This window comes from Paenibacillus azoreducens, from assembly GCF_021654775.1.
GTDB classification, from domain to species: domain Bacteria; phylum Bacillota; class Bacilli; order Paenibacillales; family Paenibacillaceae; genus Paenibacillus_AQ; species Paenibacillus_AQ azoreducens.
The window spans coordinates 252,655-279,129 of record NZ_AP025343.1 but is presented as its reverse complement, the minus strand read 5'-3'; the positions used below and the strand labels follow the sequence as shown (position 1 = coordinate 279,129).

Below are 26,475 nucleotides of genomic sequence, written 5' to 3'. Positions count from 1 at the left end.
AAATAAGTTGAACCAATGATTTTGCACGGATGAAGGCAACCGGGTGAACTATGGGCCGAGTAAACGGATCGGGCTCTATTTTCTTGGCAGGAATACGCCTTGCTTGGACTGATAGCGTTCATTAGCTTCCTTCAGAACGTCATTGCCCCCTTTGGATTTCCACTCCTCAATCACCTTAGGCCAATTTTCGATCGGCTCCTGGCCGTAAACCATTTTCACCATATGTGTGATCAGAACCGGCGGAGGCGTATCGGATAACGGCGTAATATCCGGGTTCTTCTTCAGCGCTTCCAGTCGCGGATCGAACTCAATGCCGTCCCGGCCTTCATGCGCCAGCGTATTGTCAAACACGCTCATCAGATTTCTGCCTTCCTCCGTTAGACCAAGCGAGCCTTTATTGTAAGTTGTATCTTGAACCAGCCACAGAAATGCCTGGCGGTAGCGTTCTTCATCCACGGCCTGGGCGTCTGTCGGCTGCTTGTAATTGATTTTATCCCCGTCTTTGGTGTAGTTTTCGCCTTCAGTCCCGAATGTGAAAAATGCTTCCGCCTCTTCCGATACCATCCAGTCAAAGAATTGAATGATTTTTTCCGGATGCTCGTATTTGGCATTAATGAAATAGGAACGGGCCACATCGCCATAGAGATAATAACCGCCTTTGCCGTCCGGTCCGACCGGAGAAGGAATAATTTCAAGCTGCGCTTCCGGCACGCTTTCCTTCATTTGGGTCTGCCATTGGATCAGCTCGTTCGCATTCATCGACCAGATGCCCGCTTTGCCGGCCAAAATCGTATTTTTGAACGTCGTCGGGTTGATCGTTGCAAATTCTTTGTTAATCAGCCCTTCGTCAAACATCGTTTTATAAGTAGATAGCGCTTTCATCATGTTGTCCTCGTCAAGGAATTTCGGCTGTACCTTGCCGTCTACTTCCTCAAACTGGCTTAGATATGGAAACACATCATACGAACCGAAAAACGTATCCGCGTATTTAAAATCCTGCCGTCCCATATACGGGTTCTCGACGCCTAATTTCTTGAAGGCGCGCAGCACGTTCAAATAATCGTCGACCGTCTTGGGCACAGGCAGTCCCGTTTTCTCCAGCAGGTCCTTGCGAATCCATGTCGCCCGGCGGGAAGGATTTCCCAGCCATTCCGGGATACCATAGATTTTACCTTGATAGGTCATGCGATTCCATGCTTCTTTCGGAATTTTTTCGAGCAAATGCGGACCGTACTGCTTCAAAAGATCATTCAGCGGCATAAATACGCCTGCTTCCACGGAGCCCGCCATTTCTTTGCCTGTTGTACCGCCCTGGCCCTGCACGACATCGGGAATTTCATTAGTGGCAAACATTTGGGCCATCTTCTGCTCATACTCTTTATGGGGCACGAGGCGGATGTCCAGATCGGTTTTCGTCAGCTCCTCCAGCTTTTTCACCCATTTGTCCGCATTGATATCCGGCGATTTCTCCACATACCCGAAGTTGAGCGTACGCAGCGATATCGAAAACTTAGTTACCCCGTCCGCAGCTTCCGTCTTCTTCTCCGCGCCTTTCGTTTCCGCGCCGCCGGCGGTCTCCTCCTTCGTTTCATTTTTGCCCGAGCATCCAGCCGCAAGGCCGATGGCGAGCATACAGGTTAACATCAAGCTTGCCCACTTCTTCAAACCGATCCCCTCTTTCCGAATATTGAAATTTCTCGCGGGTAGCTTCATTTTGCAAGAAGATTGTATCCTTAAATTTCAAGCGAGCGTGAGGTTGCAACTTCATGTGTTCCTGTCATTTTTTAAGATTTAACCGCCCCTAGCGTAAGCCCTTTCACGAAATGCCTCTGCAAAAACGGATAGATCATTATAATCGGCAGCGTCGCAATGACGATCGTCGCCATCTTAATCCCCTCGGGGGAGGTATGCGCCAGATCGCTGAACTGCGAAGCGCCGGGATCAATACTGATATCGTCCGTTTCGAACATTCGTTTTAGCTTAACCTGAAGGGGCCACCATTTCGGCTGATCGATATAATAAAGAGCGCTCATATACGAATTCCAATGACTTACTGCATAAAAAATCCCAAGCGAAGCCATAACCGGTTTGGACAGCGGAGTTACCATACGAATCATGATTCCCAACTCGCCGCAGCCGTCAATCCGTGCGGAATCAATGATTTCGGGCGGGAGCTGCTTGAAAAAAGAATGCATGACGAAAAAATTGAATGCGCTGACCGCGCCCGGTATGATTAACGCCCAGGGGGTATTCATCATATGCAGATTTTTGATGAGCAGAAAATTCGGGATCAGCGGCGCGCTGAATATCATCGTCACCAACACCATCAGCACGATCACCCTTCTGCCCACATATTCGGGTCTCGATACCGGATAAGCCAGCGTAGCCGTGGCAATCAGATTGATCATCGTACCAACGACGGTCACGAACACTGACACCCCAAAAGCCCGCCAGATCGAAGCGTCGCTAAACACATATTCATAATTGATCAGAGTAAATTCCACCGGCCAGAAGCTGACCTTCCCCTCGGTAATGGCGCTCGAGGAGCTGAACGACTGTGCGATAACATTCAGAAACGGGAGAAACATCATCAGACCGATCAGGGTCAGGAACAGGATATTAAACACATTGAATGCTTTATAACTTCTTGAGACGTTAGAATACATTCTGTTTCCCCTCCCCTTTTAATACAGGCTTTCGCCCGTTGTTTTCCGGCTCAAGAAGTTCCCCGTCATCACCAGCATCAGACCGACAACCGACTTGAATAATCCGACCGCCGTCGTGTAGCTGTACTGCTGCGATAAAAGCCCCGACCGGTAAATATACGTATCGAGAATTTCGCCGTTTTCAGTGTTCAGCGCATTCAGGAATACCCACACCCGTTCAAAGCCAAAATCCAGAAATTTGCCGATATGCAGCAGAAATAAAATCATGATCGTCGGCAGCAGCGCCGGCAGGGTGATTTTCAGCGTTTGTTTCCAGCGGTTAGCCCCGTCGATTTGCGCCGCCTCATACAGTTCGGGGTTAATGCCTGCCAGGGCCGCTAAGTACAATATCGTGCCGTAACCCGTGTCACGCCAAATTCCCGAGCCTACGAGCACCCCGCGAATATAAGCGTTATCACCAAGAAAATAAAAAGGATCGATGCCAAACCATCCAAGCAGCTGATTCAAAATACCCGTCGTCGGCGACAAAATCGCCACCGACATGCCGGCAATAACCACCCAGGAGAGGAAATGCGGCATGTACACCACGGTTTGAACAATCCGTTTAAACATCACGAGCCGCAGTTCATTGAGCAGGATCGCCAGAATAATCGGCGCCGGGAACGCAAAAATCAAATCGTAAAGCCCGATCAGCACCGTATTTTTCAAAATCCGCAAAAAATCGTAATGCCTGAACATTTCGGCAAAATGAGCGAACCCGACCCAATCGCTGCCGCTAAAACCTTTAAAAATGTTGTACTCCTGAAATGCAATGACGGAGCCGCCCAGCGGTATGTATTTAAAAATCAGAAAATAGAGGATGCTGGGGATAGAAATCAAATAAAGCGCCTTGTACTTCCAAATTGACCGCCACATTCGGTTGTCCTTGCTTATTTTTGGCTTCATGCCGGTGGGCAGCCGCGCAGCCGTTTCCGTTTTGTTGGACATCACGAGCTTCCTTCGCCTCCTTCCGTGCTTGCTCTTATAGTACTGCCAGGAAGGCAGGGGCTGCATGGCGTCCTATGCTGTAGTCTGGTGATTTTTTAAGGTAAGGCAACGGCCGGCCAAAAATGAAAAAACGCCGCAGGACAAGATGTCCTTTGGCGTATGTACGATTTTCATTCTTGCATGGAAACCGCTGGTGACTGTTTAAACTACGCTAACGAAACTTAGGAGCGTTATGGCTGCAAAAACAAGGTCAAATCAAACGTAACGAAACTACATATCGTTATTCGGATGAAATAAGGTGAAATCACGGTTATTTTTGATAAATAGCGATCCCTGGTTTCGTTAGAATATTTCGCAGGCTGATTTTGCCTGAATAACGATTACATGTTTCGTTAGCGCTTTTTCGCACCACGCGCATGTGCTCAACCCCCTTAACTGAGCCAGCGCCAAAAGCCTCTACCGGATTATTAACGCTCCGCGACCTTCGCTTCTTAATCCCAACGTCTTACGGCCTAAAATACTGCGTTACCTTCCCCTGCCCGTTCTCCACTTCTACTTCTGCGTAAGCACCGTTGATAAGAGTGACCTGAGGGGGAACATGACCGCAGTCGATGTCATAGATGACCGGAATCTGCAGTTCTTCCGCCAGCTCACGGTATATATCCTCGGCGGTATAATCTTCAATCGGGCGGTTCGCTGAACTTCTTCCGAACATCAGGCCGGAAGTATGATCAAACCATCCCGCCAGCTTCATCTGTACCAGCGATCGGCGCAAATCCGCCGTATTCAACTCGCAATTCTCCAGATACCATAAAATCGGTTCCCCGCCGATCTGCTCCCGCTGAAAACGCCGGACATCGCCAAACGGCGTGCCGATCACATGCCGGATGACGTCGACACAGCCGCCCAGCAGACGGCCTTTCAGAACGGCCTGGCTGCCGGACACCGTTTTCCATTCGGTCGGTTCCGTCAAATGGTAAACACATGGGGATGGCGCGGCATGATTCCACTCTTTTTGAAACTTTGCCGATGAATGCTGGATCACGGATTCGCCGGCCGCCGTAGACAACACGGTACGCCACATCGCCGTCGTCTCGTCGGAATATTCGCCTCGCAAATCCGCCAGGCTCGTGCCATGGGCCGTTGCCAGTCCGGTTTTGAGCGTAACGGCCAACAGCAGCAGGCTGATGTCGGAATAACCGAGAATCCATTTTTCCGGCATATTCTCAAAATCCAGATGCTCCAAAATCTCAATCAACAGTTCGCCGCCCCAAGGCGGCACGATCAGATCGATGGCATCGTCCCGCAGCATCCGGTTGAATTCGGCGGCACGTATCTTCGCCGGAGCGGATTTCGCCTTTGTCTGCGTCCAAACGGTATCCCCGGCAATCACTTGAAAACCCGCCTCTTCCAAACGGCGGCTGGCCTCCCGGATCAAGCCATGCAAGCTTTTATCTACGCCCGATGAAGGCGCCGTCGCGCCAATCGCGGCCCCTTCTTTTAAAAACGGATATCGAATCATGCCGTCCTCCCCTATTCCTTTCTATATTTCAAAAAATGTTAATAGATCAGATACATCACCATAAGCATAAACGCATTCACGGCCAAAAACCAGCATAAGGCAATGGCCAAGAGACCGCTACCCGGAAACCTCACGCATCTCTTGCGGCTGCGTTGTTTGGAACTTTGCCGGCCATAAGATGCGCTGAAAACCCATGCATACAACGCCAATAATTAAAACAACCGTTCCCAGCAAGAAAAATACCTTGCTCACGCCCATTCCATGAATCAGTAAACCTCCGATTAAAGGCGCACCGATCATCATCGTGCTGACGGACATATTTTGGATGCCAAAAATCCGGCCAGTCAAACCTTCGGGGGTTTCTTTCTGCAGGACATAGTTATAAGTCACGATAAACAGCCCGTTCCCGACACCGATCACAAGTCCCAAGACGATGCTCCATATTTCATGCGAGCCCGTTCTTAAGAGCCCCATACTTCCAAAGGCGGCTCCAATGAGGGCGGCTCCTCCCCCAATGCCAAGTCCGTACCTCACTTTGCCAAGACGATTCAGCAGCAGGATGGTGATGAACGCTCCGACTCCCGTGGCCGCAACCATCGAGCCAAGCAGAGATTCGTTATGAGGGGCGATTTCCCGGTACAAAGTCGGAAATTGAAAATCGATCATCAAGATGACGAGCATAACGATCATATTGATGATAAAACTGCTGCATAGAATCCGGCGCTGAAGCAGCACCGCCCATCCCTGTTTCCACAATTGGACGAAGCTCATCTTTACCTCTTCACCGTTCTCCGCGACAACGGCCTCCTCCTGCTTCTCCACCTTCGCATTTTCATCGATATGCCGCAGCGTAAACAGCAAAACACAGGAGAAAAAACGCGTGATGGCATTCACCAAAATACATAATTGCGGTGAGATGACCGTTAAAGCCACTGCGCCAAGAAGAGGCCCCGCGATTTTGGAAAATTGATTGACGAGCCCGTTATATGAGGTTGCTTTGAGCAGTTGATCCTCCCGGACCACCTGGCGCGTCAAGGCTTGATGCGCCGGAACGCGGAACACTCCCATAGCGGCCCGAAGCGCAAGCAAAGGCAGCAGCCAGTACATGCCGGGAGCAAACAGCAGCAATATGGTGAGCAGCGTTTCGGCTGCATCGGCCAGCAGCATGAGATTGACCTTCTTCCACCGGTCGGCGATCACGCCGGCAAAAGAGCCGAACAGAATGCCGGGAAGAGCCATCATCACCGGGATCAGGGCGATCATAAACGGATCCGCATGCCAGCGGTATGCCACCAGAATCTCAATCGCAAAGGCGTCGAACCATTCGCCAAAAGATGAGATTGCATAAGCCGAGTACATTTTAGTAAAGATCCGGTTGCTCCAAATGGATGCCCGGCGCCCGATTGTTGCAGATGCAGTAGACATGAATATTCCTCCGCTTCATCAGAATTACTCTCACTTTAACGAAGAAATATCAGAGGAATATCAGACAGAACCCAAAATCCGCTCAATCATCTGTTCCATGGGCTGTTTATATGCCTCCGGCTTATATACCCGTTCAAACTCATCATATCGAGTCTGAAAAGTCCGCAGCAGCTTGGGATCCCTATATGTCGTTTTCAAAAAACGGAGCGTACCCATGATCAACCGGGCAAGCAGCGGTACATTATGCGCCGCTTCGGCGGCCTCAAGGCCATATTCAAATGCAGCTGCGGCTTCTTGACGGCGGCCTTGCAGCAGCTGCAATTTCCCGCATAAACCATGATAGGCGCTAATTTCCCGCAAATATGGAGCGTCAGCCAGCATGTCTTCGATCTGCTTGGAGCAGCGCTTTGCCTCTGGAATGCTGCCTGCGACCAGATGGATATGCATTTCCGACATGGCAATATGAACCTTGAAGGTGTCCAGCTCACCCTGCTCCTTTTCGATGATTCGATAAGCTTCTTGCACTCGCTGCAGATCCTCTTCAACACGGCCATTATCTGCATAAAGACCGAGGATGTTTAACACTTTCAGCTCGCGATCCATCTCAAACGGTAAAATCCCCGATTCAATCGTCCGTTCAAAGTAATCCAGGCTTTTCTCCGGTTCCATGTAAAAAGAGTAGTAAAACATCAGCAGCCAATATAATTTATCGCGGTCTTCCGCATCGCTTTCCAGAAACCAGTCCAGATCTGCCCGCACAAACCTCAAAAACATTTGGTGGGAGGGGCTGATATTCACGCCAAGAAGCTCCTGCTGATTGACGAGGGCCAACATCGATTGACTTTGCCCTAACAGAAGATAGGTGTCCAGCAGCTGTCCGATTTGCTTCTGCAATCCGCTGTCCGTCAGCGACGGGACCGAAAGTCCCGGCGTTTCTTTTATGGTGAGGCTGTAGCCAAGCCCTCGCATGGTGATCAGCTGAATTTTCCCGCTCCATGGCTTCATTTTTTTGCGGAGCCGGTACACATGATCGTCCACCGTTCGTTCGCCCGGATATTCCATAGGCCATACCTGATCCAGCAGCTGCTCCCGGCTGAAAGCCTTACCGCGATTACGGTACAGAAATTCGAGCAGCGCGTATTCTTTCGCAAGCAAGTTGATTTTCTCAGCCTGAAAGCTGACGGAATAATCGCAAGGTTCAAACTCAAGCCCGGCCATACGTCCTCTTCTCCCTTTTTTTGATCTGGAAAAGACCTCTCAATTTCTTTCTAAATCCTATTAAAGCATGTTCAGGAAACGACTCTCAACCGCTTATTCCGATTACTTTGCGGGGGACCCCGGAAGTTCATACAAAAAAACCGCCCGCACATCAAGTGCAAGCGGCTTTCTTCGTATACGGATATACGGATTTATTTAATGCTGTCTCCGATTTCTTTTACCATTTCCTGTACGGACAACAGACCGCCGCCGGAAAGGTACCAGTAGTTCGGATCAAGGTAGACGATATGTCCATCTTTAAATGCATTCGTGTTTTTCACCAGATCGTTTTCCACCGTTTCCTTCGCAGAAGCGGATTCCTTATCTTTGATTGCAGCTCCGCGGTCTACGACAAACAGGTAATCCGGATTTTTCTCTGCCACATATTCGGAAGTTACGCTTTGGCCATGCGTCGATACTTCGATTTTGTCGTCTGCCGCCGCAAATCCAAGCACGTCATGAATGATGCCAAAACGGGATTTCGGACCGTAAGCGCTCAGCTTGCCTTCATTCGCCAGTACGATCAGCGCTTTTTTGCCGGAAGCGGCAGCTTTGTCATGAACTTCGGCAATCGATTTGTCGATCGCTTCCAGCTCGGTTTTGATCTCATCTTCCTTGCCGAAGATTTGGCCGACCGTATTCATGTTTTCTTTGAAAGAATCCATGAAGCGGTTGGTATCCAGACCAAGGTATACGGTTGGAGCAATTTTGTTCAGTTCTTCATAGGCGTCGGATTGTCTGCCGGAAATGATGATCAAATCCGGGTTCAAGGCGTTAATTTTCTCAAAATCCGGTTCTTTCAAGCTGCCGACGTTTTTATATGCTTCTTTATCCGCATATTTGGACAGGTATGGAGGAATGTTGGCCTGCGGCACACCTGTTACCTTTACTCCCAGCTTATCAAGCGTGTCCAGAATGCCGAAGTCGAATACGACAACTTTTTGCGGGTTCTTTTTCACTTTAGCTTCGCCAAGCTTATGTTTGACGGTCAGTTCTTCCGAATCGGCAGGCGCGGTCGCCGCATTGGCTTCCGATTCCTTCATCGGTGTTTCAGCATTTTTATTGTTACCGCAAGCAGCCAGTACAAATACCAGCATTGCGGAAATGATCAGCATGAACATGTTTCTTGTTTTCAATGTGGTCACCCCATCATTTTATAATATATTAGGTTCGGTAACCGCTACGTTGACGGACTGATTTTAAAATAACCCCACAAAGTGACGCGTAACCTTCGAAGCCTATTCCGATTACTTTGCGGGGACCCCGGAAATTCAACCCCACAAAGTGACGCGCGACCTTCGAAGCCTATTCCGATTACTTTGCGGGGACCCCGGAAATTCAACCCCACAAAGTGACGCGCGACCTTCGAAGCTTATTCCGATTACTTTGCGGGGACCCCGGAAATTCATACTTTCTGAATGTTTAAAAAACCAATTCCGTCCCCTTCGCTTGCCAAACCCCTTTTTGAAAAAATGAAATTATATAAAATTATGTGATGCCGCCGTTTCAGCTGGGCCCTAGCGTTCGTGACATGCACCCATATAATTTCCAACAGTAAGAGGTTGAACATGTTAATTAAGCATAATAAACGCAAATTTTGTGATCGTTGATGTGTTGAATCTGAATGTCCATGCCGTATACCTGTTTCAGCACAGGGGAATCTATAATTTCCACGGCGGGTCCTTCTTTGACGACTCTCCCGTCTTTGAGAGCCACGATGTCATCGGAATAAACGGAAGCAAAATTGATGTCATGAATGACGATAATAACGGTTTTGCCAAGCTCATCCACCATCCGTCGCAGCACCTTCATAATCTGCACGGAATGTTTCATATCCAGATTGTTCAGCGGCTCATCAAGCAGCACGTATTCCGTGTCTTGAGCGATAACCATAGCGATATACGCCCGCTGCTGCTGGCCTCCGCTCAGCTCATCCAGATATTTATGCTGAAGATCCTCCAGCTCCATATACCGGATGGCCTCATCGACGTATTCCCAATCCTCCGGCTTCAGCTTGCCCTGCGAGTAAGGAAATCGTCCGAAACTCACCAATTCCCGGATCGTAAGACGAACATTAATATGGTTGGATTGTTTCAGAATGGATATTTTCCTGGCCAGATCGGAGCTCTTGCATTTGTCGATCGGGCCGCCTTCGATCAGAATATCCCCGCCATCCTTTTTGGCGAGCCGGCTGATGAGCGACAGGAGCGTGCTTTTGCCTGCGCCGTTGGCGCCGATGAAGGAAGTGATTTTCCCTTTGCGAATCGTGACGGACACATCGTCCAAGACCTTTTTGCCGCTGTATTGTTTGGTTACGTTTTTGACCTCGATCACGATGATTTACTCTCCTTCAGAAGCAGGTAGATGAAATATACCCCTCCGGCCAGATTGATGATGACGCTCAGCGTTGTAGAGAAAGTGAATACCCGCTCGACCAGCAGCTGTCCGCCCACCAGGGCGATCACGCTGAGCAGCATGGAGCCTAGAATAAGAAAATGATGCCGATAAGTACGCATGAATTGATAACTGACATTGGCTACAAGCAGTCCCAAGAACGTAATCGGCCCGACAAGAGCCGTCGAGATGGAAATCAGCACGGCCACCACGATCAGCATTCTCTTCACGACTTTGTCGTAATCCACGCCCAGATTGACCGCCTGGTCCTTCCCAAGCGCAATAACATCAAGAAACTTGGCATAACGCGTAAAATATATCGCAATCCCAGCCATCAAAACGATCGACAAAACGAGCAGTTCCGTGTTGATATTATTGAAGCTGGCGAACATTTTATCCTGTACGATCTGAAATTCATTCGGATCAATCAAGACCTCCATAAATGTAGACAAACTTTGGAACAAAGTGCCGAAGATCAGCCCAAGCAGCAGCAGAAAGTATATGTTCTGCCCCTCCCGTTTAAACAGCAGCTTGTAAAAAACAAGCGAAAAGAGCGCCATCAGGCCAACCGATATAATAAAATTCACGTTTTTGCCCATCATGGTCAAACCGGCCGAACCGAATATGTAGACCATAAAAGTCTGGAACAGCATATATAGCGAATCGAGCCCCATAATGCTCGGCGTCAGGATGCGGTTATTGGTAATCGTCTGAAAAACGACCGTGGAAAAAGCAATCGCTCCGCCTGTGATGACCATCGCCAGCACTTTTTTGCCTCTGCGCGGGAGCACGTAATCCCAGTTGCCTCCGGCCTGAATGAACATGAACACGGCAATCAGCGCAAGTGCAATCACGAGTAGGAAAATCAGCTTTTTTTTCATGATGCGTAAGCCTTTCTTCTCAGGAGTAGGAAAATAAAGATCGCGCTGCCCAGCACGCCGACCGTCAGGCCGATGGAAATCTCATACGGATAAATGATGAGCCGGCCAAGAATGTCGCAAAACAGGACAAACACAGCTCCGAGCAAGGCGGTATGCGTCAGGTTCTTTTTCAGATGGTCGCCCTGGTACAATGTCACGATGTTCGGAACGACCAGACCGAGAAAAGGAATCGTCCCCACCGTCAGAATAACCACCGAGGAAACCGCCGCCACCAGCACCAGGCCTATATTAACGACTGCCTTGTAATTCAGCCCCAGGTTGACCGCAAATTCCTCGCCCATGCCCGCGATCGTGAAGCGGTTCGCGAACAGATAGACGATGATCAACAGCGGGATGCTGATATACAGCATTTCATAGCGCCCTTTGAGCACCGTTGAGAAATCCCCCTGCAGCCACGAGGACATATTCTGAATCAAGTCGTTTTTATAGGCAAAAAAGGTCGTGATCGAGCTGACGATATTGCCGAACATAAGTCCCACCAGCGGGATGAAAATCGCGTCCTTGAACTTCACCTTATCCAGAATGCGCATGAAAATGAAAGTGCCCAGCAGCGCAAACAGAAACGCCACCAGAATCTTCTCCAGCATGCCGGCATTCGAAAATAACATCATAGCCACCAAAATGCCGAATCTCGCGGAGTCCATCGTACCCGCCGTTGTCGGCGACACGAATTTGTTGCGCGTCAGCTGCTGCATAATGAGACCGATGATGCTCATGCTGGTGCCTGCAATAATAATGCTTACAAGCCGCGGCAGCCGGCTGATCCAAAATACCTGCTGCTGCTCTGGAGTCAGATGAAAAAGATCCATCGGCGAAATATCCTTAACACCGACGAACAAGGAAATGAATGAGAAAATAATGAATGCTGCCCACAAGTACCTGATTTTCATAACAAGTTCGACTCTTTCTGTCCAGTCTTTATCCGCTTCCTAAACGCAGGAAATTGGTTATGCATAATAATACCTATTGTAATAATGATATTCATTCTCAATTGAGTGATTTCAGTTATCATTCTACCAGCTGACCCGTTTTTGTCAACCGTTAAAGTCTTATTAAATCAAGCTTGTTTGCGAGAAGTACACACTATGAAAACGGCGAAAAAGCCGTAACCACAGGGATTACAGCTGTCCGCTTCATATCTTCATGCAAAAAAATGCATGCAATTTATGCAAATGCCGTCAGCAGAACGGCGCGGAAGGCGAAATCCGTTGGGAGGCGCTGCTGCCGCTGGTAAAGAAATCGGGGGAGCGTACGAACAGCTGGGAATCTTATTTTGACGAAAAAGAACTGAGGATTTTAAAAGAGAAGCTGCCGCGGCTGGAGAGCAGCGACGAACTGACGCAAAGCTGGGTTCGGGTCATCGCCCGGATCGAGCATTGTCTAAAGGCGGGATTACCGCCGGATTCCAGCGAAGGGCAAGCTATTGCGAGCGAGATTGAGCGGCTGTCCGAACAAACCTTTGGCGAGAATAAAGATCTGATGAATAAGTTCTGGGAACTGCGCAAGAACCCCGATTCAACCAATCAAGGCCTCGTTCCCCTCCGCCCGGAAGTGCTGCAGTTCGTGGAGGAATGTCTCTCCTCCGTATGAATTCCATCCCTTGATTTCGGGTATCGTAACATGGAATACCATTTCGATCACGAAGGGAGCGTAATGCTAGCATGACGGACAGCACGCGTGATTTTGTAAACAAGATTCATGAGCAGCAGGAAAAGCAGCGCAAAAATAAGCGCGGGGAAAATGTGCCGAGCGCAAAGCTGCAGAACAAGCAGCACAGCTCCAATAAATAGCTAATGGGAGTAGCATTCATTCTTGAATTTAAAGAATGGATGCTTTTTTGTTTTGCTTTCCTACTCGGGCGGATCGCCAGAAATCAGGCGCTGGAGTATAGCGGACCCATAGGATTCGAAGATGTCAATCCGTGGCTTTTTGTAGGTGTATTGGTGTGGGTTTTCTTGTCAACGCTAAAGATAAACAAAACCGGCGGGGGCTCCCGTATCTATTTTTCTGCAGGGATGGGGGAGCTTTTCCCGTCTAAATCAATGACCACGCTGCCAGACCAAAGTCTAGTTTGCTGCTGGACTCCGGTCAGTTCCGATGATCCATCGATTTCTTTAGAATGGAACAGACACCAGGATTTAATTCTCCTGCATCTATCTTGGTGTGACCAAACAGATGTCCAAACAACTCATGGCTGAAATCACGAGTGTCCTTACGCAAAGCATGATATGCGGCTGCATAAGACTTTTCGCCAATATAAAGGAGCAAACATATGGAATGGATGAACAATCTTTTTGAACAATACGGCTATCTTGTTTTATTTATCGGGCTTTTTTCGGAATCTCTGGCTATCCCCTTCCCGGGGGAACTCGCCATGGCCATATCCGGACATATGTCCTCGCTTGGAAACTTTCATATTCCTCTCATCATTTTCTATTCTTATGTGGGTGCCATCGTAGGCACAACGGTGACCTATTACATCGGCTATAAACTTGGTACTCCTTTTTTGGAACGGTACGGAAAATACGTGCTCTTGAACCAGGCACGCCTGGCGAAAGTTACGTCCTGGTTCGGCAAATACGGCAACAAGCTTATTCTGATCAGCTATTTTGTGCCGGGATTGCGGCATTTCACAGGTTACGTATCCGGCGTGCTGAAAATCCGTCTGCGCACATTCATTATTCTGGACTTCATCGGCGGTTTGGTATGGGTGCTTGCATACGTCATGATCGGCAAACTCCTCGGCCCGAATATCGAGCAGCTGCTGCATGTCGCCGCCAAGTACTTTACAGCGTCCATGTTCATCCTTGCCGCTATCGTCGCCCTTGTCGTTCTTTTCAAGAAATACAAAAAGAGAAACGGCGGCTTTCCCGGCGTCAACACCTCATCCCCCAAACAAAACTCTGATCAGGAGCAGGACTAGGAAAGGCGGGGCATCGTCATGCTTCCCATTGGCCGGACCAATCAGCCGGTTCATAGGCTAACGAAACCTACAATCGTTATTTAGGCAAAAATGAGCTTCTAAAACTTTTAACGAAACCGGGAAACGCTATTCAGCTCAAAAATAGTCCATCCGGCTATATTTCGTCCAAATAGCGATCTGTAGTTTCGTTAAATTTAAATCGGTACTATTTTTATGGGTATAACGCTCCACAGTTTCGTTAGGCGCATTTCAGAAAAATTGGAATGCGAGAAAAACCCTACGCCTCCAAAAGGACAGGGTTTCTCGACAATCTGAAGGCACCTGCTGAAATCAGGCGTCTTGGCCCTTCATTCTCCATTCGCAGCATCCGTCGCGGGGTCCAAATTTTTGAATTGGCTCTCGAACATTTCAGCATAAAACCCCTTCTGAGCCATAAGCTGTTCATGATTTCCCTGCTCGATAATTTCCCCATGGTCGATGACCATGATCGTGTCGGCATCCCGGATCGTGTTCAGACGATGCGCGATAATAAACGTCGTCCGGCCCTGCATCATATGCAGCAGCGCATCCTGGATATGCAGCTCCGTACGGGTATCGATGCTGCTTGTCGCCTCGTCGAGAATCAGAATGGACGGCTTTGCAAGCATGACGCGGGCGATCGCCAGCAGCTGGCGCTGCCCTTGGCTCAAGTTGCCGCCGTTCTCGGATAGGACCGTTTCGTATCCTTCAGGCAGACGCCGGATAAACACGTCCGCATTGGCCATGGCCGCAGCCATCCGGACCTCTTCGTCGCCCGCGTCCGGTTTGCCGTATTTAATATTTTCCTTAATGGTTCCCGAGAATAAATAGGTATCCTGCAAAACAAAACCGAAGCTGCGCCGGAGGCTGTCCCGGGTATAATCCCGGATGTCCTTTCCATCGATCCGGACCGAACCGGCAGTGACATCGTAGAAGCGCGTAAGCAGGTTTACGATCGTCGTTTTGCCGGCCCCTGTCGGGCCGACCAACGCCGTGCTGCTGCCCGGCTTCGCGGTAAAGCTGATATTTTTCAATATCGGTACTTCCGGTCGGTACCCGAAGCTGACCTGATCGAATACAACCTCGCCTTGGATCTGATCCAAAACCTTCGCGCCGTCGGAATCCTCCGGCTCCTCTTTTTCGTCCAGCACCTCAAATACGCGTTCAGCGCCGGCGACCCCGGATTGAAGCAGGTTATAAATATTGGCCAGGTCGTTCAAAGGTCTGACGAATTGACGGGAATAACTGATAAAGCTAGCAATAACGCCGACGGTGATCAAACTTTTGACGGCAAGCGCCCCGCCTACCAAAGCAACGGCCGCAAACCCGATATTGTTGATCACGTTCATCATCGGCATCATGAAACCCGAGCGGATCTGTGCTTTTAATCCCACCTCGAACAGCTTTCCATTTACCATTTCAAAATCGGTTATCGCCTTGTCTTCATGATTAAACGCTTTGACGACTTCCATCCCGGAGATGCTCTCCTCAATATGTCCGTTCAGCTTACCAAGCTGTACCTGCTGCTCCTTGAACAGCACTTTAGTCTTTCGGGTGACGGTGCGCGTAAGCAGAAACAAAATCGGTACGGTGATCAGGCTTGCCAGCGTAAGGATCGGGCTTAAAATAATCATCATCACCAGCGAACCCACGATTGTAATCGCGCCTGACATCAGCTGAACCGTTGATTGGGAAATCGTCGAGCTCACATTATCGATGTCGTTCGTAAGACGGCTCATCACCTCGCCGTGGGAACGGGCGTCGAAATAAGCCACCGGCAGCTTTTGCAGCTTCCCGAACAGCGCCCGGCGCAAGGAAGCCACAATCCGCTGGGAAACGCCAGCCATAAGCCAACCCTGCAGGAACGTCAGCACTGCATCGGTTACGTATGCCGCTCCAAGCACAAGGATGAGCAGCTGCAGCAGGCCGAAATTCACGCTGCCGATGCGCGGCGTCATCGTATCGATGGATCTGCCGATCAGATACGGGCCAAGCAGCGTGACGGCGGCATCCAGCAAAATAAACAAGAAAATAAGCGATAAGAGCTTACGCTCCCTGCCGATATATCCCCATAAACGCCGGAGGGTGCCGCCAAAATTTTTGGGTTTTGCACCGGTACCGCGGCTTGCCGCCATCCCCCGCATCGGCGCCGGTCCTCCTCCGGGAGCGCCTCCCCCCTGCGGCACAGGAGTCTGCTGCTGATCACGCGCCTGATTATTCTGCGGCATTAGGCAACATCTCCTTTCCCATTTGGGACATGTAAATCTCCTGGTACACCCGGCAATTTTGCATCAGTTCATCATGCGTGCCGCTGCCGGCTATTTCCCCCCGGTCCATGACGACAATCCGGTCGGCATCCATCACCGAAGTGATGCGCTGCGCGATCAAAATACAGGTCAAACCCTTGGCGTACGTTCTTAACGCCTGTTTGATCCTGCTCTCTGTCGCTACGTCTACCGCGCTGGTACAATCGTCCAAAATGAGGATTTCAGGTTTTCTAACCAGCGCCCGGGCGATGGAAAGCCGCTGTTTCTGGCCGCCGGAAAAGTTGACTCCCCCCTGGCCGATCCGGCTGCGATAACCTTCCGGAGAAGCCATAATAAAATCATGCGCTTCCGCCATCCGAGCGGCCTGCTTCAGCTCCTCGTCGCTTGCATCCTCTTTGCCCCAGCGCAGATTATCTTCCACCGTTCCCGTAAACAGCATGATTTTCTGCGGAACGATCGCAATCGATTCCCGCAGTTTCTTCGGATCCATCTGCTGCACATCCATTCCGTTCACTCTGACCGTACCGGAAGTGGCATCATAGAATCTTGGGATCAGGTGAACAAGCGAGGTTTTTCCCGAACCCGTCGAACCGATGATCCCGATGGTTTGCCCAGGCAGGCAGGTCAATGAAAAATCGCGGATGACCGGGTCTCCCGAGGAACCCGCATAGGCGAAACTGACATGCTCGAAATCGATCCGGCCCCGCTCCTGTTGGCCTGATGGGACATCGTTTTTATCCCCCGGCATCCCGCACTCTGCCGCCATGACCTCGCCAATCCGACCCGCAGAAGCCCGGGCGCGGACGAACATGTTAAACACGTTCGAAATCATCATGAGCGAAAACAAAATTTGCGTCATATAGTTAATAAACGCAATAATGCTTCCGACCTGCATCTGCCCATGGTCAACCCGAAGGCCGCCGAGCCACAGCACGGCGATGATGCCGAAGTTGACAACCAAAGAGATGCCCGGACCAAACACCGACATGACGCGCATGGAAGCGGAGGAACGCTCGGACAGCTCATCATTGGCGGATTGGAATTTATCCACTTCATAATCAAACCGGTTGAACGCCTTGACGACACGCACACCGGATAAATACTCCCTCATCACTCCATTCACCCGGTCAAGCGCCCGCTGGACGCGGATAAAAAAAGGAAAGCTGATTTTCATATTCATGATGATGAGGACAGCCACAATCGGCACGACGATGGCCAGCACCACGGATAAATGAATATCGAGCCTGAGCGCCATAATCAACGCGCCGATCCCCAACAAAGGGGCTTTGACGAAAAAACGCATCAGACCGTTTACGAAGTTTTGCACCTGCGTAACATCATTCGTCAGACGCGTCACCAGCGACGCCCGGTCAAAGCGGTCTATATTTTCAAACGAAAGCGACTGAATTTGGCGGAACAGATCGGATCTGAGCTCCGCCCCGAACCGCTGCGAGACATGGCTGGAAATGATGTTGCGGACCGAAGCCGACAAAGCGCCGATTCCCGTCACGAGCAGCATCAGCCCGCCCAGCGTAAACACTTTGTTCATGCTCCCTGCGGCGACGCCTTCATCAATCACCTTCGACATAATCGTTGGCTGCAGCAAGTCGCAAAAGGCCTCCAGCGTCAAAAATAACACGGCTACGCAAAACAGCTTTCCGTATCTCCGAACATATTTGTGAAAAAAGGCCATCGATGAACACACCTTTTGCGCATCAGATTAGGTTCATTTTTCAAACCTTATGCTTTATGTATATACATACATATTCGCTGATTAAGGCGGCTTCCGTCAATCTCTGAGCCACTTATCAAAAAAATCTCGGTATCCTTCTTTCATCACCCGGCTTGAAAATTGGTCAAACGCATAATAGCGATTATCCATGGAATGCGATTGCGGCAGCGCGGCAGCCATGTTCACCAGTTCGAACGAGTTTTCCTCATTGCCTGAAAAGGAATGGCGCGCATTGATATGGCGGTAGCAAGGATGCTCCGGCTTGACCACGATCTTACCCATTGCAAGCGCCTCGGTAAGCGGCATGGCAAACGTATCAAAGCGGGAGCAGTTCCAGTACACCTTCGCCGAATTCATCAGCGCGAATACCTCATCTTGGCTTAAGGCAAACTGCAGGCGTACATTATCCGGGATATCGTATTTCTTCATGCTTTCCCGGTAGCGCTCGCCGCCGAAAACCATAAATACCTCCTTGTCCGGATTTCGCTTCGCATACTCCAGCACCAGATCCGGCCGGCGGTTTTCCTCATCCCGCCCGATCCACAGAATGCGGTTCTCTACAATTTGCGCCGGATCAAAATGCTTGTGCGCCAAGCTTTCGCTGAATCCAATCGGAATGACATCAACATCGGTGACGCCGAAATTCCGGGCAAATTCCTCTTTCAGAAACTCCGTCTGCACGATTGCTTTATCCACCATTTGATAAAAAGGCTTCATCATTTCGTACCCCGTCAATGCAGGATCAGGGAAGCTGTGCGGGAATAGCACGCTTTTCTCAACGAACATCTTGAGATAGGTAAAACCTGATACCGTATAGATAACATGTTCAATGCGATTTTGATTAATCTGATCGAGCACGATGTCGTAGTTGACCAGGTCGCCTTTTTCATGTTCATAACCCGGCACCCAGTCGTATCCGCTGACATGGCGCTCCGGGGAAATAAACACGATATCGATTCCGAGCTCCTCCCCGATCGCCTTCAATCGGTCCGCAAATACGCGCGGGCCCTGGTTTTCGCTAAATTGAATTTTTCTCATAACAAGTCCGACTTTTTTCATTCCTTGATTCATCCTTTTGCTTCAAGCTGTTATTTTCGTCAAACATCCGAATTTTGAATTCAAGTGATAAGCGGCAGCGCAAGCAAAGCCATTTCCAGGCAGACGCGCCGGCTTGGCTCCAAATAATCCTCTCCTAAGATCTCCGCAAGCTTGTCAAGCCGGTTATAAAGCGTCTGCCGGTGGATAAACAGCGCTTTGGCCGTATCATTTTTCGAACCCATACATTTCAAATACATATCGAGCGTCGGCAGCAGATGAAGATGATGCTCCTGATCATATGCCATCAAGGCTCCGAGCTGATCCTGCACAAATGATTCCAGCGCTTCCGCCGGAACCGCCTTCAGAAGACGGTATACTCCGATCCGGTCATAAAAAAGCCCCTCCCGTATCTCTGAGGCGGAACGCATCACCTCCAGCACCTGCTCGGCTTCCTTGAAGCTGCGATGCATTTCCGTCATCCGGGTGCGTATGAGGCCAAAACCAACATGCAGCTGGAACGAAGGCGTTCCGGAGGCCGGCTGCTGCAAACGTTCCGTGATTTTGCGAATCGTTTGTTGTAGGGAGACCGGCGTCTCTTCCTTGGAGAATTTATCCCGCGCGCACAATATATAAATCCGGCTCCCCTTTTGCATCAGCAGATTATGCAGGGCATGTTTTTTCAAAAGCGCACGAAGTCTGACCAGCAGGTCCTGCTGAGCCGATTCCAGCTTATCCCGGTCGGGTTCCTCCCCCAAACTGAATTCCGGCTCCATAATTCCGCCAGCAAACCATATCTCCGCTTGCTTTGGCGGACGCAGCCCCATGCCGACCCGCGCTTCTTCTTCATCCTCAATCTGATGATTCAAAATATCCTGGATCAGCTGATTTTGATCGCGGAGCATTTTTTCTTCCAAAAACAGCATCCTAAGTAAAAGAGACGCCAGCGACTTGGCCGTGTAATCCAGCAGCAGCGTAATCCGGTCCTGCTCCTGCTTGCCGGGGATCACCACTCCGACATGCGCCAGCGTCTGTCCGAGGCAAATGACGGGATGCGAGAGCAGCCGACGTTCCTCCGGAAGTGCGAATAAGCTTGCCTTCTGCTGGGCTGCTTCGCTTCCTTCCACCTTGCGCCGGTACAAGGCCGTAATTTCTTCTGTATCGGCTTGGGAGAGATGACGGGGCATAAATCTGTTCGTATCTACGGTAGAATGGTACACAACTTGTTGTCCGGTATATTCATATAATACATGGAGGATGGCGTTGACGTCGGTGCTTTGAAGGGTAATTTGCTGAAGTTTGCGGGAAAAGGCCTCCAAATCTTTCAGCATCTGATGCTGCTGGTTGATGAGCAGACCATGAATGTCTTGGGTAATTTCAACGAAACGGACAGGCTGCTCAAATACGATCAAGGGGAAATCGGATGCATCCGCAAGCTCAATAATTTCGCTGGGGATATTTTCAATGCTCGTGCCAAGCTCGACGCATAGTCCTGCCGCTTCCTGGCGAATAAGCTGCTGCATATAGGACAGATGTTCCTGCTCATAATGGCGCAGCCACAAGCCGGTCGTGAGAATAAGATCGTTTTGGGTGACGAACGGGGCTACATTCGCAATCTCCAATATGTGAACCCATCCGACCTTGCGCCCGATGCCGCCAGCGCCTGCAATCAGTTGTGCTCCCTGAAATACGGGACGCTTCAGCATATCCCTGATATAAAGCGTAAATCCGTCCAAGAGCCAGTCACCTCCCTCTGGTTTGATGGTGACATTATAGAAGGTTGCCGGCCTATTTTCAATACGGCCATGGCATGCCTACTGAACATAATGTACGGTCATGTGATTTATTGCATTGACAAGACGTATGATGCAACGTATAACAATCAATTGTAAAATTTTTATATATGTTGAAAAGTTGTCGCTCAGGCAAACTTAATGAATGGGGAGTAGATCTGTTATGAACATCGGAATTCCTAAAGAAATTAAAAATAACGAAAATCGTGTAGCTGTTACTCCTGCAGGCGTCATCGAATTCATCCAGCATGGGCATAAGGTGCTCGTAGAACAAAGCGCCGGAGCTGGAAGCGGATTCACCGACGAGGAATATAAAGAAGCTGGAGCGATCATCATGGCGGAAGCCAAAGAAGTATGGGCACAGGCTGACATGATCATGAAAGTCAAAGAGCCGCTGCCTAGCGAATACGGTTATTTCCGCAAAGGCCTCATTCTCTTTACGTATCTGCATCTTGCGGCGGAACCGGAGCTCGCAAAGGCCTTGGTATCTTCCGGGGTACATGCCATCGCATATGAAACGGTAAATGTAAACGGTACGCTGCCGCTGCTTACGCCGATGAGCGAAGTGGCGGGACGCATGGCCGCGCAGATCGGGGCCCAGCTTCTGGAACGTCCGCATGGCGGCAAAGGGATTTTGCTTTCCGGCGTTCCCGGCGTGTCCCGGGGGAAGGTAACCATTATCGGCGGAGGCATCGTCGGAATGAATGCCGCCAAAATCGCCGCGGGTCTCGGTGCCGATGTAACACTGCTGGATCTCAGCATCCCCCGTCTGCGCCAGCTCGACGAAATTTTCGGAAATCAGATCAGCACGCTGGTTTCCAGCCCGGCTAATATCGCCAAGGCTGTCGCCGAAACGGATCTCTTGATCTGCTGCGTGTTAATTCCTGGAGCCAAAGCTCCGCGTTTGGTGACGGAAAACATGGTGAAAACGATGAAACCCGGCTCTGTCATCGTTGACGTGGCCATTGACCAAGGCGGCGTAGTCGAAACGATCGACCATATTACCACGCATGACAATCCGACTTATGTCAAACACGGCGTCGTTCATTATGCCGTCGCGAATATGCCAGGGGCCGTACCGCGTACATCAACGCTCGCGCTTACCAATGCCACGATGCCGTTCGCCCTCAAACTTGCGGATACCGAGCTGCAGCAGCTTTTGGCCGCCAATCCGGCCATCCGCAGCGGTGCCAACGTGGTCAACGGCTTTGTCACCTATGAAGCGGTAGCCCGCGATTTAGGATATGAATACATTCCTGCCGAAAAAGCTTTCAGCAAAGTCACAATTTAAATTGCCACCGCCAATCCCGGCGGTCAAAGAGAAACAGGGTCTTCTCGATGAAAGACCCTGTTTCCTTTTCATATGATGGCGTGCACCTATATCAAGGTGCCCTTCTTGAGCATTTTAATAGGATGATCGTTGACGACCAAGGGCAACATTTTCGTACTGCTAACCATGGGCGAATTGCAGTGGGCACATACAGGCACCTGCTCAAAAGCAAAATTATCCCTCATCCAACCATTGCAGCCATCATTGGTGCAGCTCCAAATCGCCGTATCCGCCTCGGGAATTTCCTCAACCGCTTTTTTGCCGAAGTACATCTTGTATCCCATCCTCATCCTGTATTTTCGCAGCATCCCAGCTGTTTCCTTAGTATGGCCCGGAAGCGCCAAATTATGTTATAGAGGTTGTTCAAAAAGTCCGCTTTTGATCACGAAGTAAATCAGGAAGTGGACTCGGCATCGAATCTTGAATTCAGCCGGGCCTTCCGGTGCTCACGTACCCACTACGTACGCTCCGCTCCTTTCGTCCCTAGCTTCATCCAATCTTCTCGGTGCTGAAAACCGGCCTTTTTGAACACGCACTTATATGTCATGGTTACAATCTTTCCGGCGCAGCCGGGCGGTTCATGCTGACCTGAGATGGTCTGTCCTATATTATATTTCACTCATGGTTAAAAATTGCATTTTTCTCGCAAAATTCCCGCAAAGTCTTCCCGCTCATCCACCGCCAGGAAGATGGTGTCTACCTTCCGCGGCAAAAACAGCAGCGATTGCACCTCCATCTGCTTCGAAAGTTTGATCCGGACATTAGGCGTTACGACCGGGAGCACGGCATGCTTGCTTTCTGCCTTATCCGGGTGAAACTCCAGCGCAGTGTCTACCCGAGCGATGCAGTCGTATGGAATGTCGGCCTGAATCCGCATGCCGTAGCGTATGCGCAGCTGATTTTCCCGTACTTCCAGCGGCTGAAGCGCCGATGCCCGGCTATCTGCCCAAAGGTGCGACAACAACCAAATATCCGCCCCGGTTAAAATCCACGCGGCTATTGCCGACCAATTCGCCACCAGCAGATGCATGGCAAAAGCCTCAATAACGATAATATGCGTAAATACCGCAGCCAACAGAATTTGTCCGCTCTTGCGGTGATAGGTAAACGAAAGGACGCCAAGCTGCGATGGAACGCCTTTCCTTTTCCAGGAGAAAAACAAATAATACACCATCAATAGATCGTTCACAATCAAGGAAGCCAGCACCGACGGCTTATTCCGCCCTTTAGTGACGCTGATCCGCAGCGCTTCCGCCGTACTGCTCTCCATCAGGCGAACCTCCCGATACCGTTTGACCAGTCCATACGCAATTTTGACCTCTATGAAAATAACCAGTGCTTCGAAGGCGGCAATTAGAAGCTTCAGCGGCAGGGAGGCGTCGGTCAGAAGTTCCCGTCCAGATGCGGGCAGCGCAAACCAGGCCAGTACGGCACATGGCAGAATGATCTGAAGCGCCTTTAGCACGCCGCCCCCTTTTTTTCGGACAATCAAAAGCCAGTACATCAAAGGAATCACAAGTACATAATCAATCAATAATGCATAACTTAACACCCGCTGGTCGGAAGCAAATGGCGCCTTCCGTGCCACATAGCTGTCCGTGAGCGTAATCAGGCAAAAGCAGCCCAGAAACAGCAGCGCAGCCCAATTGATCGATTTACGTGATGTCAAGAAATCCACCTGCCTTTGTCTAATTTTCAATTATTGGAATTTTGATTTATCTACCTTAAATATATCATATTCCGCCTTATAAAGATCAAATTACATAATCTTGATCTCCATCCATTTTTCATTGTGGAAGCGCCCCTTCTCACAATTGTGCTAAAAAATGACGATATAATAGATAACGCAAGGACTAATCAGGCACAATTTTATTTTTGCCAATTTATTGAGAGTCAGGTGGAGAACGATGAATATTCTGGATGCAATCATCGCCGCGGTGCCGTATATTAAACAGATCATAGGTGGAGAAATGATGATTGGGGTAACAGACCTGGAAACATTTTTGCTTTATGAGCCTTCGGATACGATTGATTTCGGACTCAAAGCGGGCGACCCCATTCCACAAGAAGATCAAAATCTGAGAACAGCTCTTGCCGGGCAGCACTCGTCAACACAGCTTCCGGCGGAAATTTACGGAAAACGCATATTGGCAACCGCCATTCCCGTTCGCGATGACCAAGGGGTAATCGTGGGGGCTCTGGCCATGGCGCAAAGCTACGAGAACCAGGAACGGCTTGAAGATTACATGGGGCAAATTGAGGGGATTTCCAGCCGTCTTGTCGATATGGTCCAAAATGTAGCCGCACATTCCGAAGAACTCTCCGCTACCAGCGAGCATATTTTGGACAACTCCAAAAATGCGGTTCAGGAATCCGCGAACATCAATAAAACAATCGATTTAATCGGCAACATCTCTAACCAGACCAATATTTTGGGCCTGAACGCCTCGATCGAGGCCGCACGGGCCGGCCAACTGGGGGCCGGGTTTAATGTCGTCGCCAAGGAAGTTCGCAAGCTGTCCGAAGATACGAAACGGGCGACGGCGCAAATTTCCGAAACGCTGGGAAGCGTCCAAAATTCGATTCGGCAAATGGAATCGGATTTCTCCCAGATCGCTACATCCTCCCAGGAGCAAGCAGAACTGGTTGGCGAATTTATGGAGGTTATCGAGCAGTTGAACCGTACGGGCGAAGACATGAAGGTATTTGTCAGCAAGCTGCTTGGAGGTCATTAAAAAACGCAAAACCGGGAGCCTTAGAATGAGGTTGTCCCGGTTTTTTTATCTTACACTTCGTATGCTGCTCATTTATTTTTCGACTTCGTAATAGACCTGATCCGCATATTCGCGGTCATTGCCCTTCAGATACGCGCGGACGATCCTCGGATTTTTGACTAGACCCCAATCCCCGTACTGGTCGAACTTGCGGCATGAAGTTGTCATTACTGCTTTCGTCACGGTACCGTATTTTTTCCCGTTCCGCTTCCCCCATTTGTTCAGGCGGCTGGCAAACTCGATATCTTCCGCCATCAGCATCTGTTCGTTAAAACCGCCTATCGCTTCAAAATCCTTTTTGTAGCCCCAGAAGAGGCCTACGGTTAACAGTCCGTATTTGAAAAGGAGCGGAACGATCAGCACAAGCGCCGACATGGCGATGCCGAGGGAATTTCGTTCAAAAGCCGAGCGGACGCCACCCCCGATATATTTGCCTGTCTGCAGCAGCCGTTCGATTTCCGTCAGCATGTTGTCCGTCACCCAGCTATCAGCGTCAATCGTGACGATGATCTCGCCCCGAGCGGCGTGTATGCCGGCGTTACGAATTTGGGACAAATTTTTGCTTTCGATTGGTATCGTGACAGCGCCGTATAACTCGGCAATTTCAGCCGTCCGGTCCGTACAGCGGTTGATCATGACGATCACTTCGACCTGTCCCGGATAAGGTTTGGCAGCTGCAGCAATCGAATCAAGGCAGCGGCCGATGTACTTCTCCTCGTTTCGGGCTGGAATAACAACGGTAAACTTGATATTTTGATCGGACCCGGATGTAAATGGACTATTCATGATTCATCGCCCCCTTAGGGAAATCGTTTTTTTTTGAATCCCTTCGAGTAAAAGCTTCGTTGCTTTGCGGTAAAACCGTTTGGCGTCTCCTTTACCCATCAACTGGATACTGTCGCTGAGACCGGAATAGTAGCCGAGGATCATCATGGCCAGCTCCTGCACGTTGTCACCCTTCCACTCGCCGCGGTCAAGGCCATTTTGCACGAGTCTTTCGAAGCGCTGCATATAGGTCGTCAAAATGCCGAGAAACCGCTGTCCGGCTTCGGAATTCGGACCGACCCGGCTCAGAAACTCTTCTCCTGCTTTGTTAAGGGGCTTTTGGAGCGTATCAACAAAATAGTCGGCATAGGCGTACAGTTGCTCCGTTGCCGTCATCGCATCATCGATCTCCTCGTCCCAGTTCTTCCAAGACCCGGTAAAGGCCTGATCCGCCAGGTAAATAAACAAGTCCTCCTTGCTCTCAAAATGGTGGTAAAGTCCACCTCTGCTGCAGCCGGCGGCGGTACAGATATCATTCATGGATGTTGCCGCGTAACCTTTCACCGCAAACAGTCCCTTGGCCGCATCGACGATTTCTTGTTTGGTTTGTTCAGCTTCCTCTTTACTTTTTTTCATAACGAACAGA

At 50.0% G+C, this 26,475-nt stretch carries 23 protein-coding genes; 5 read left to right on the top strand and 18 right to left on the bottom strand.

The features are described 5' to 3' along the window. Positions 1-75: 75 nt before the first annotated feature. From L6442_RS01315 to L6442_RS01270, 10 genes are all read right to left on the bottom strand, one after another. Positions 76-1,665, bottom strand: coding sequence for an extracellular solute-binding protein (locus L6442_RS01315; RefSeq protein WP_237100170.1), 1,590 nt, complete (start codon positions 1,663-1,665; stop codon positions 76-78). A 119-nt stretch (positions 1,666-1,784) separates the two neighbouring features. Beyond that, positions 1,785-2,666: a carbohydrate ABC transporter permease gene (locus L6442_RS01310; protein WP_194234083.1), complete on the bottom strand. Its 882-nt coding sequence runs from the start codon at positions 2,664-2,666 to the stop codon at positions 1,785-1,787. An 18-nt stretch (positions 2,667-2,684) separates the two neighbouring features. After that, positions 2,685-3,611 carry an ABC transporter permease gene (locus L6442_RS01305; protein WP_194234115.1) on the bottom strand — a complete coding sequence of 309 codons (927 nt, stop codon included), beginning with the start codon at positions 3,609-3,611 and terminating at the stop codon, positions 2,685-2,687. A 547-nt stretch (positions 3,612-4,158) separates the two neighbouring features. Beyond that, complete coding sequence (locus tag L6442_RS01300) at positions 4,159-5,175, bottom strand: S66 family peptidase (protein WP_212979133.1); 1,017 nt, start codon at positions 5,173-5,175, stop codon at positions 4,159-4,161. A 117-nt stretch (positions 5,176-5,292) separates the two neighbouring features. Continuing rightward, positions 5,293-6,600, bottom strand: a complete 1,308-nt coding sequence (locus tag L6442_RS01295) for an MFS transporter (RefSeq protein WP_212979132.1) — start codon at positions 6,598-6,600, stop codon at positions 5,293-5,295. Between the two features lie 60 nt (positions 6,601-6,660). Beyond that, entirely contained in the window at positions 6,661-7,818 is a 1,158-nt protein-coding gene (locus L6442_RS01290) for a winged helix-turn-helix domain-containing protein (RefSeq protein WP_212979131.1), read from the bottom strand. Positions 7,819-8,009: 191 nt separating this feature from the next. Next, positions 8,010-8,978 carry a siderophore ABC transporter substrate-binding protein gene (locus L6442_RS01285; RefSeq protein WP_212979213.1) on the bottom strand — a complete coding sequence of 323 codons (969 nt, stop codon included), beginning with the start codon at positions 8,976-8,978 and terminating at the stop codon, positions 8,010-8,012. A gap of 454 nt (positions 8,979-9,432) precedes the next feature. Next, on the bottom strand, positions 9,433-10,191 hold the full coding sequence (locus tag L6442_RS01280; RefSeq protein ID WP_194234079.1) for an iron ABC transporter ATP-binding protein: 759 nt from the start codon (positions 10,189-10,191) through the stop codon (positions 9,433-9,435). Then, a complete protein-coding gene (locus L6442_RS01275) occupies positions 10,188-11,132 on the bottom strand; it encodes an iron chelate uptake ABC transporter family permease subunit (RefSeq protein ID WP_212979130.1) in 945 nt (314 codons plus the stop codon). Before L6442_RS01275 ends, L6442_RS01280 begins: the two co-directional genes overlap by 4 nt. Beyond that, positions 11,129-12,082: an ABC transporter permease gene (locus L6442_RS01270; RefSeq protein ID WP_212979129.1), complete on the bottom strand. Its 954-nt coding sequence runs from the start codon at positions 12,080-12,082 to the stop codon at positions 11,129-11,131. The genes L6442_RS01275 and L6442_RS01270 overlap by 4 nt, the downstream gene beginning before the upstream one ends. 253 nt (positions 12,083-12,335) lie before the next feature. Between L6442_RS01270 and L6442_RS01265 the strand changes: the two genes are divergently transcribed. The 3 genes from L6442_RS01265 to L6442_RS01255 all read left to right on the top strand — a co-directional run bounded on the left by L6442_RS01265 (position 12,336) and on the right by L6442_RS01255 (position 14,115). Next, positions 12,336-12,782 carry a TipAS antibiotic-recognition domain-containing protein gene (locus L6442_RS01265; protein WP_212979128.1) on the top strand — a complete coding sequence of 149 codons (447 nt, stop codon included), beginning with the start codon at positions 12,336-12,338 and terminating at the stop codon, positions 12,780-12,782. Positions 12,783-12,853: 71 nt separating this feature from the next. Beyond that, complete coding sequence (locus tag L6442_RS01260) at positions 12,854-12,982, top strand: DUF4023 family protein (RefSeq protein WP_194234075.1); 129 nt, start codon at positions 12,854-12,856, stop codon at positions 12,980-12,982. 482 nt (positions 12,983-13,464) lie between these two features. Then, positions 13,465-14,115, top strand: coding sequence for a DedA family protein (locus L6442_RS01255; RefSeq protein ID WP_212979127.1), 651 nt, complete (start codon positions 13,465-13,467; stop codon positions 14,113-14,115). Positions 14,116-14,462: 347 nt separating this feature from the next. On the opposite strand, the gene L6442_RS01250 is transcribed toward L6442_RS01255, so the two are convergent. From L6442_RS01250 to L6442_RS01235, 4 genes are all read right to left on the bottom strand, one after another. Beyond that, on the bottom strand, positions 14,463-16,361 hold the full coding sequence (locus L6442_RS01250; protein WP_373871821.1) for an ABC transporter ATP-binding protein: 1,899 nt from the start codon (positions 16,359-16,361) through the stop codon (positions 14,463-14,465). Continuing rightward, entirely contained in the window at positions 16,348-18,093 is a 1,746-nt protein-coding gene (locus L6442_RS01245) for an ABC transporter ATP-binding protein (RefSeq protein ID WP_212979126.1), read from the bottom strand. The genes L6442_RS01250 and L6442_RS01245 overlap by 14 nt, the downstream gene beginning before the upstream one ends. A gap of 96 nt (positions 18,094-18,189) precedes the next feature. Continuing rightward, positions 18,190-19,191 carry a glycosyltransferase gene (locus L6442_RS01240; protein ID WP_212979125.1) on the bottom strand — a complete coding sequence of 334 codons (1,002 nt, stop codon included), beginning with the start codon at positions 19,189-19,191 and terminating at the stop codon, positions 18,190-18,192. Between the two features lie 59 nt (positions 19,192-19,250). After that, positions 19,251-20,903 carry a PucR family transcriptional regulator gene (locus L6442_RS01235; RefSeq protein ID WP_237100169.1) on the bottom strand — a complete coding sequence of 551 codons (1,653 nt, stop codon included), beginning with the start codon at positions 20,901-20,903 and terminating at the stop codon, positions 19,251-19,253. A gap of 220 nt (positions 20,904-21,123) precedes the next feature. On the opposite strand from L6442_RS01235, the gene ald reads away from it, so the two are divergent. Further along, positions 21,124-22,251, top strand: coding sequence for an alanine dehydrogenase (gene ald / locus L6442_RS01230; protein ID WP_212979124.1), 1,128 nt, complete (start codon positions 21,124-21,126; stop codon positions 22,249-22,251). Positions 22,252-22,337: 86 nt separating this feature from the next. Here the strand turns inward: ald and L6442_RS01225 are convergent, their stop codons facing one another. Next, positions 22,338-22,562, bottom strand: coding sequence for a cold-shock protein (locus L6442_RS01225; RefSeq protein WP_212979123.1), 225 nt, complete (start codon positions 22,560-22,562; stop codon positions 22,338-22,340). 353 nt (positions 22,563-22,915) lie between these two features. Next, complete coding sequence (locus L6442_RS01220; RefSeq protein ID WP_212979122.1) at positions 22,916-23,959, bottom strand: hypothetical protein; 1,044 nt, start codon at positions 23,957-23,959, stop codon at positions 22,916-22,918. Positions 23,960-24,197: 238 nt separating this feature from the next. On the opposite strand from L6442_RS01220, the gene L6442_RS01215 reads away from it, so the two are divergent. Further along, the gene (locus tag L6442_RS01215; RefSeq protein ID WP_212979121.1) at positions 24,198-25,025 is read left to right on the top strand and encodes a methyl-accepting chemotaxis protein; all 828 of its coding nucleotides are present in this window, start codon (positions 24,198-24,200) and stop codon (positions 25,023-25,025) included. Positions 25,026-25,097: 72 nt separating this feature from the next. Here the strand turns inward: L6442_RS01215 and L6442_RS01210 are convergent, their stop codons facing one another. Further along, entirely contained in the window at positions 25,098-25,850 is a 753-nt protein-coding gene (locus L6442_RS01210; protein ID WP_212979120.1) for a glycosyltransferase, read from the bottom strand. Positions 25,851-25,853: 3 nt separating this feature from the next. Continuing rightward, a complete protein-coding gene (locus tag L6442_RS01205; RefSeq protein ID WP_212979119.1) occupies positions 25,854-26,465 on the bottom strand; it encodes a TetR/AcrR family transcriptional regulator in 612 nt (203 codons plus the stop codon). Between the last annotated feature and the right edge of the window lie 10 nt (positions 26,466-26,475).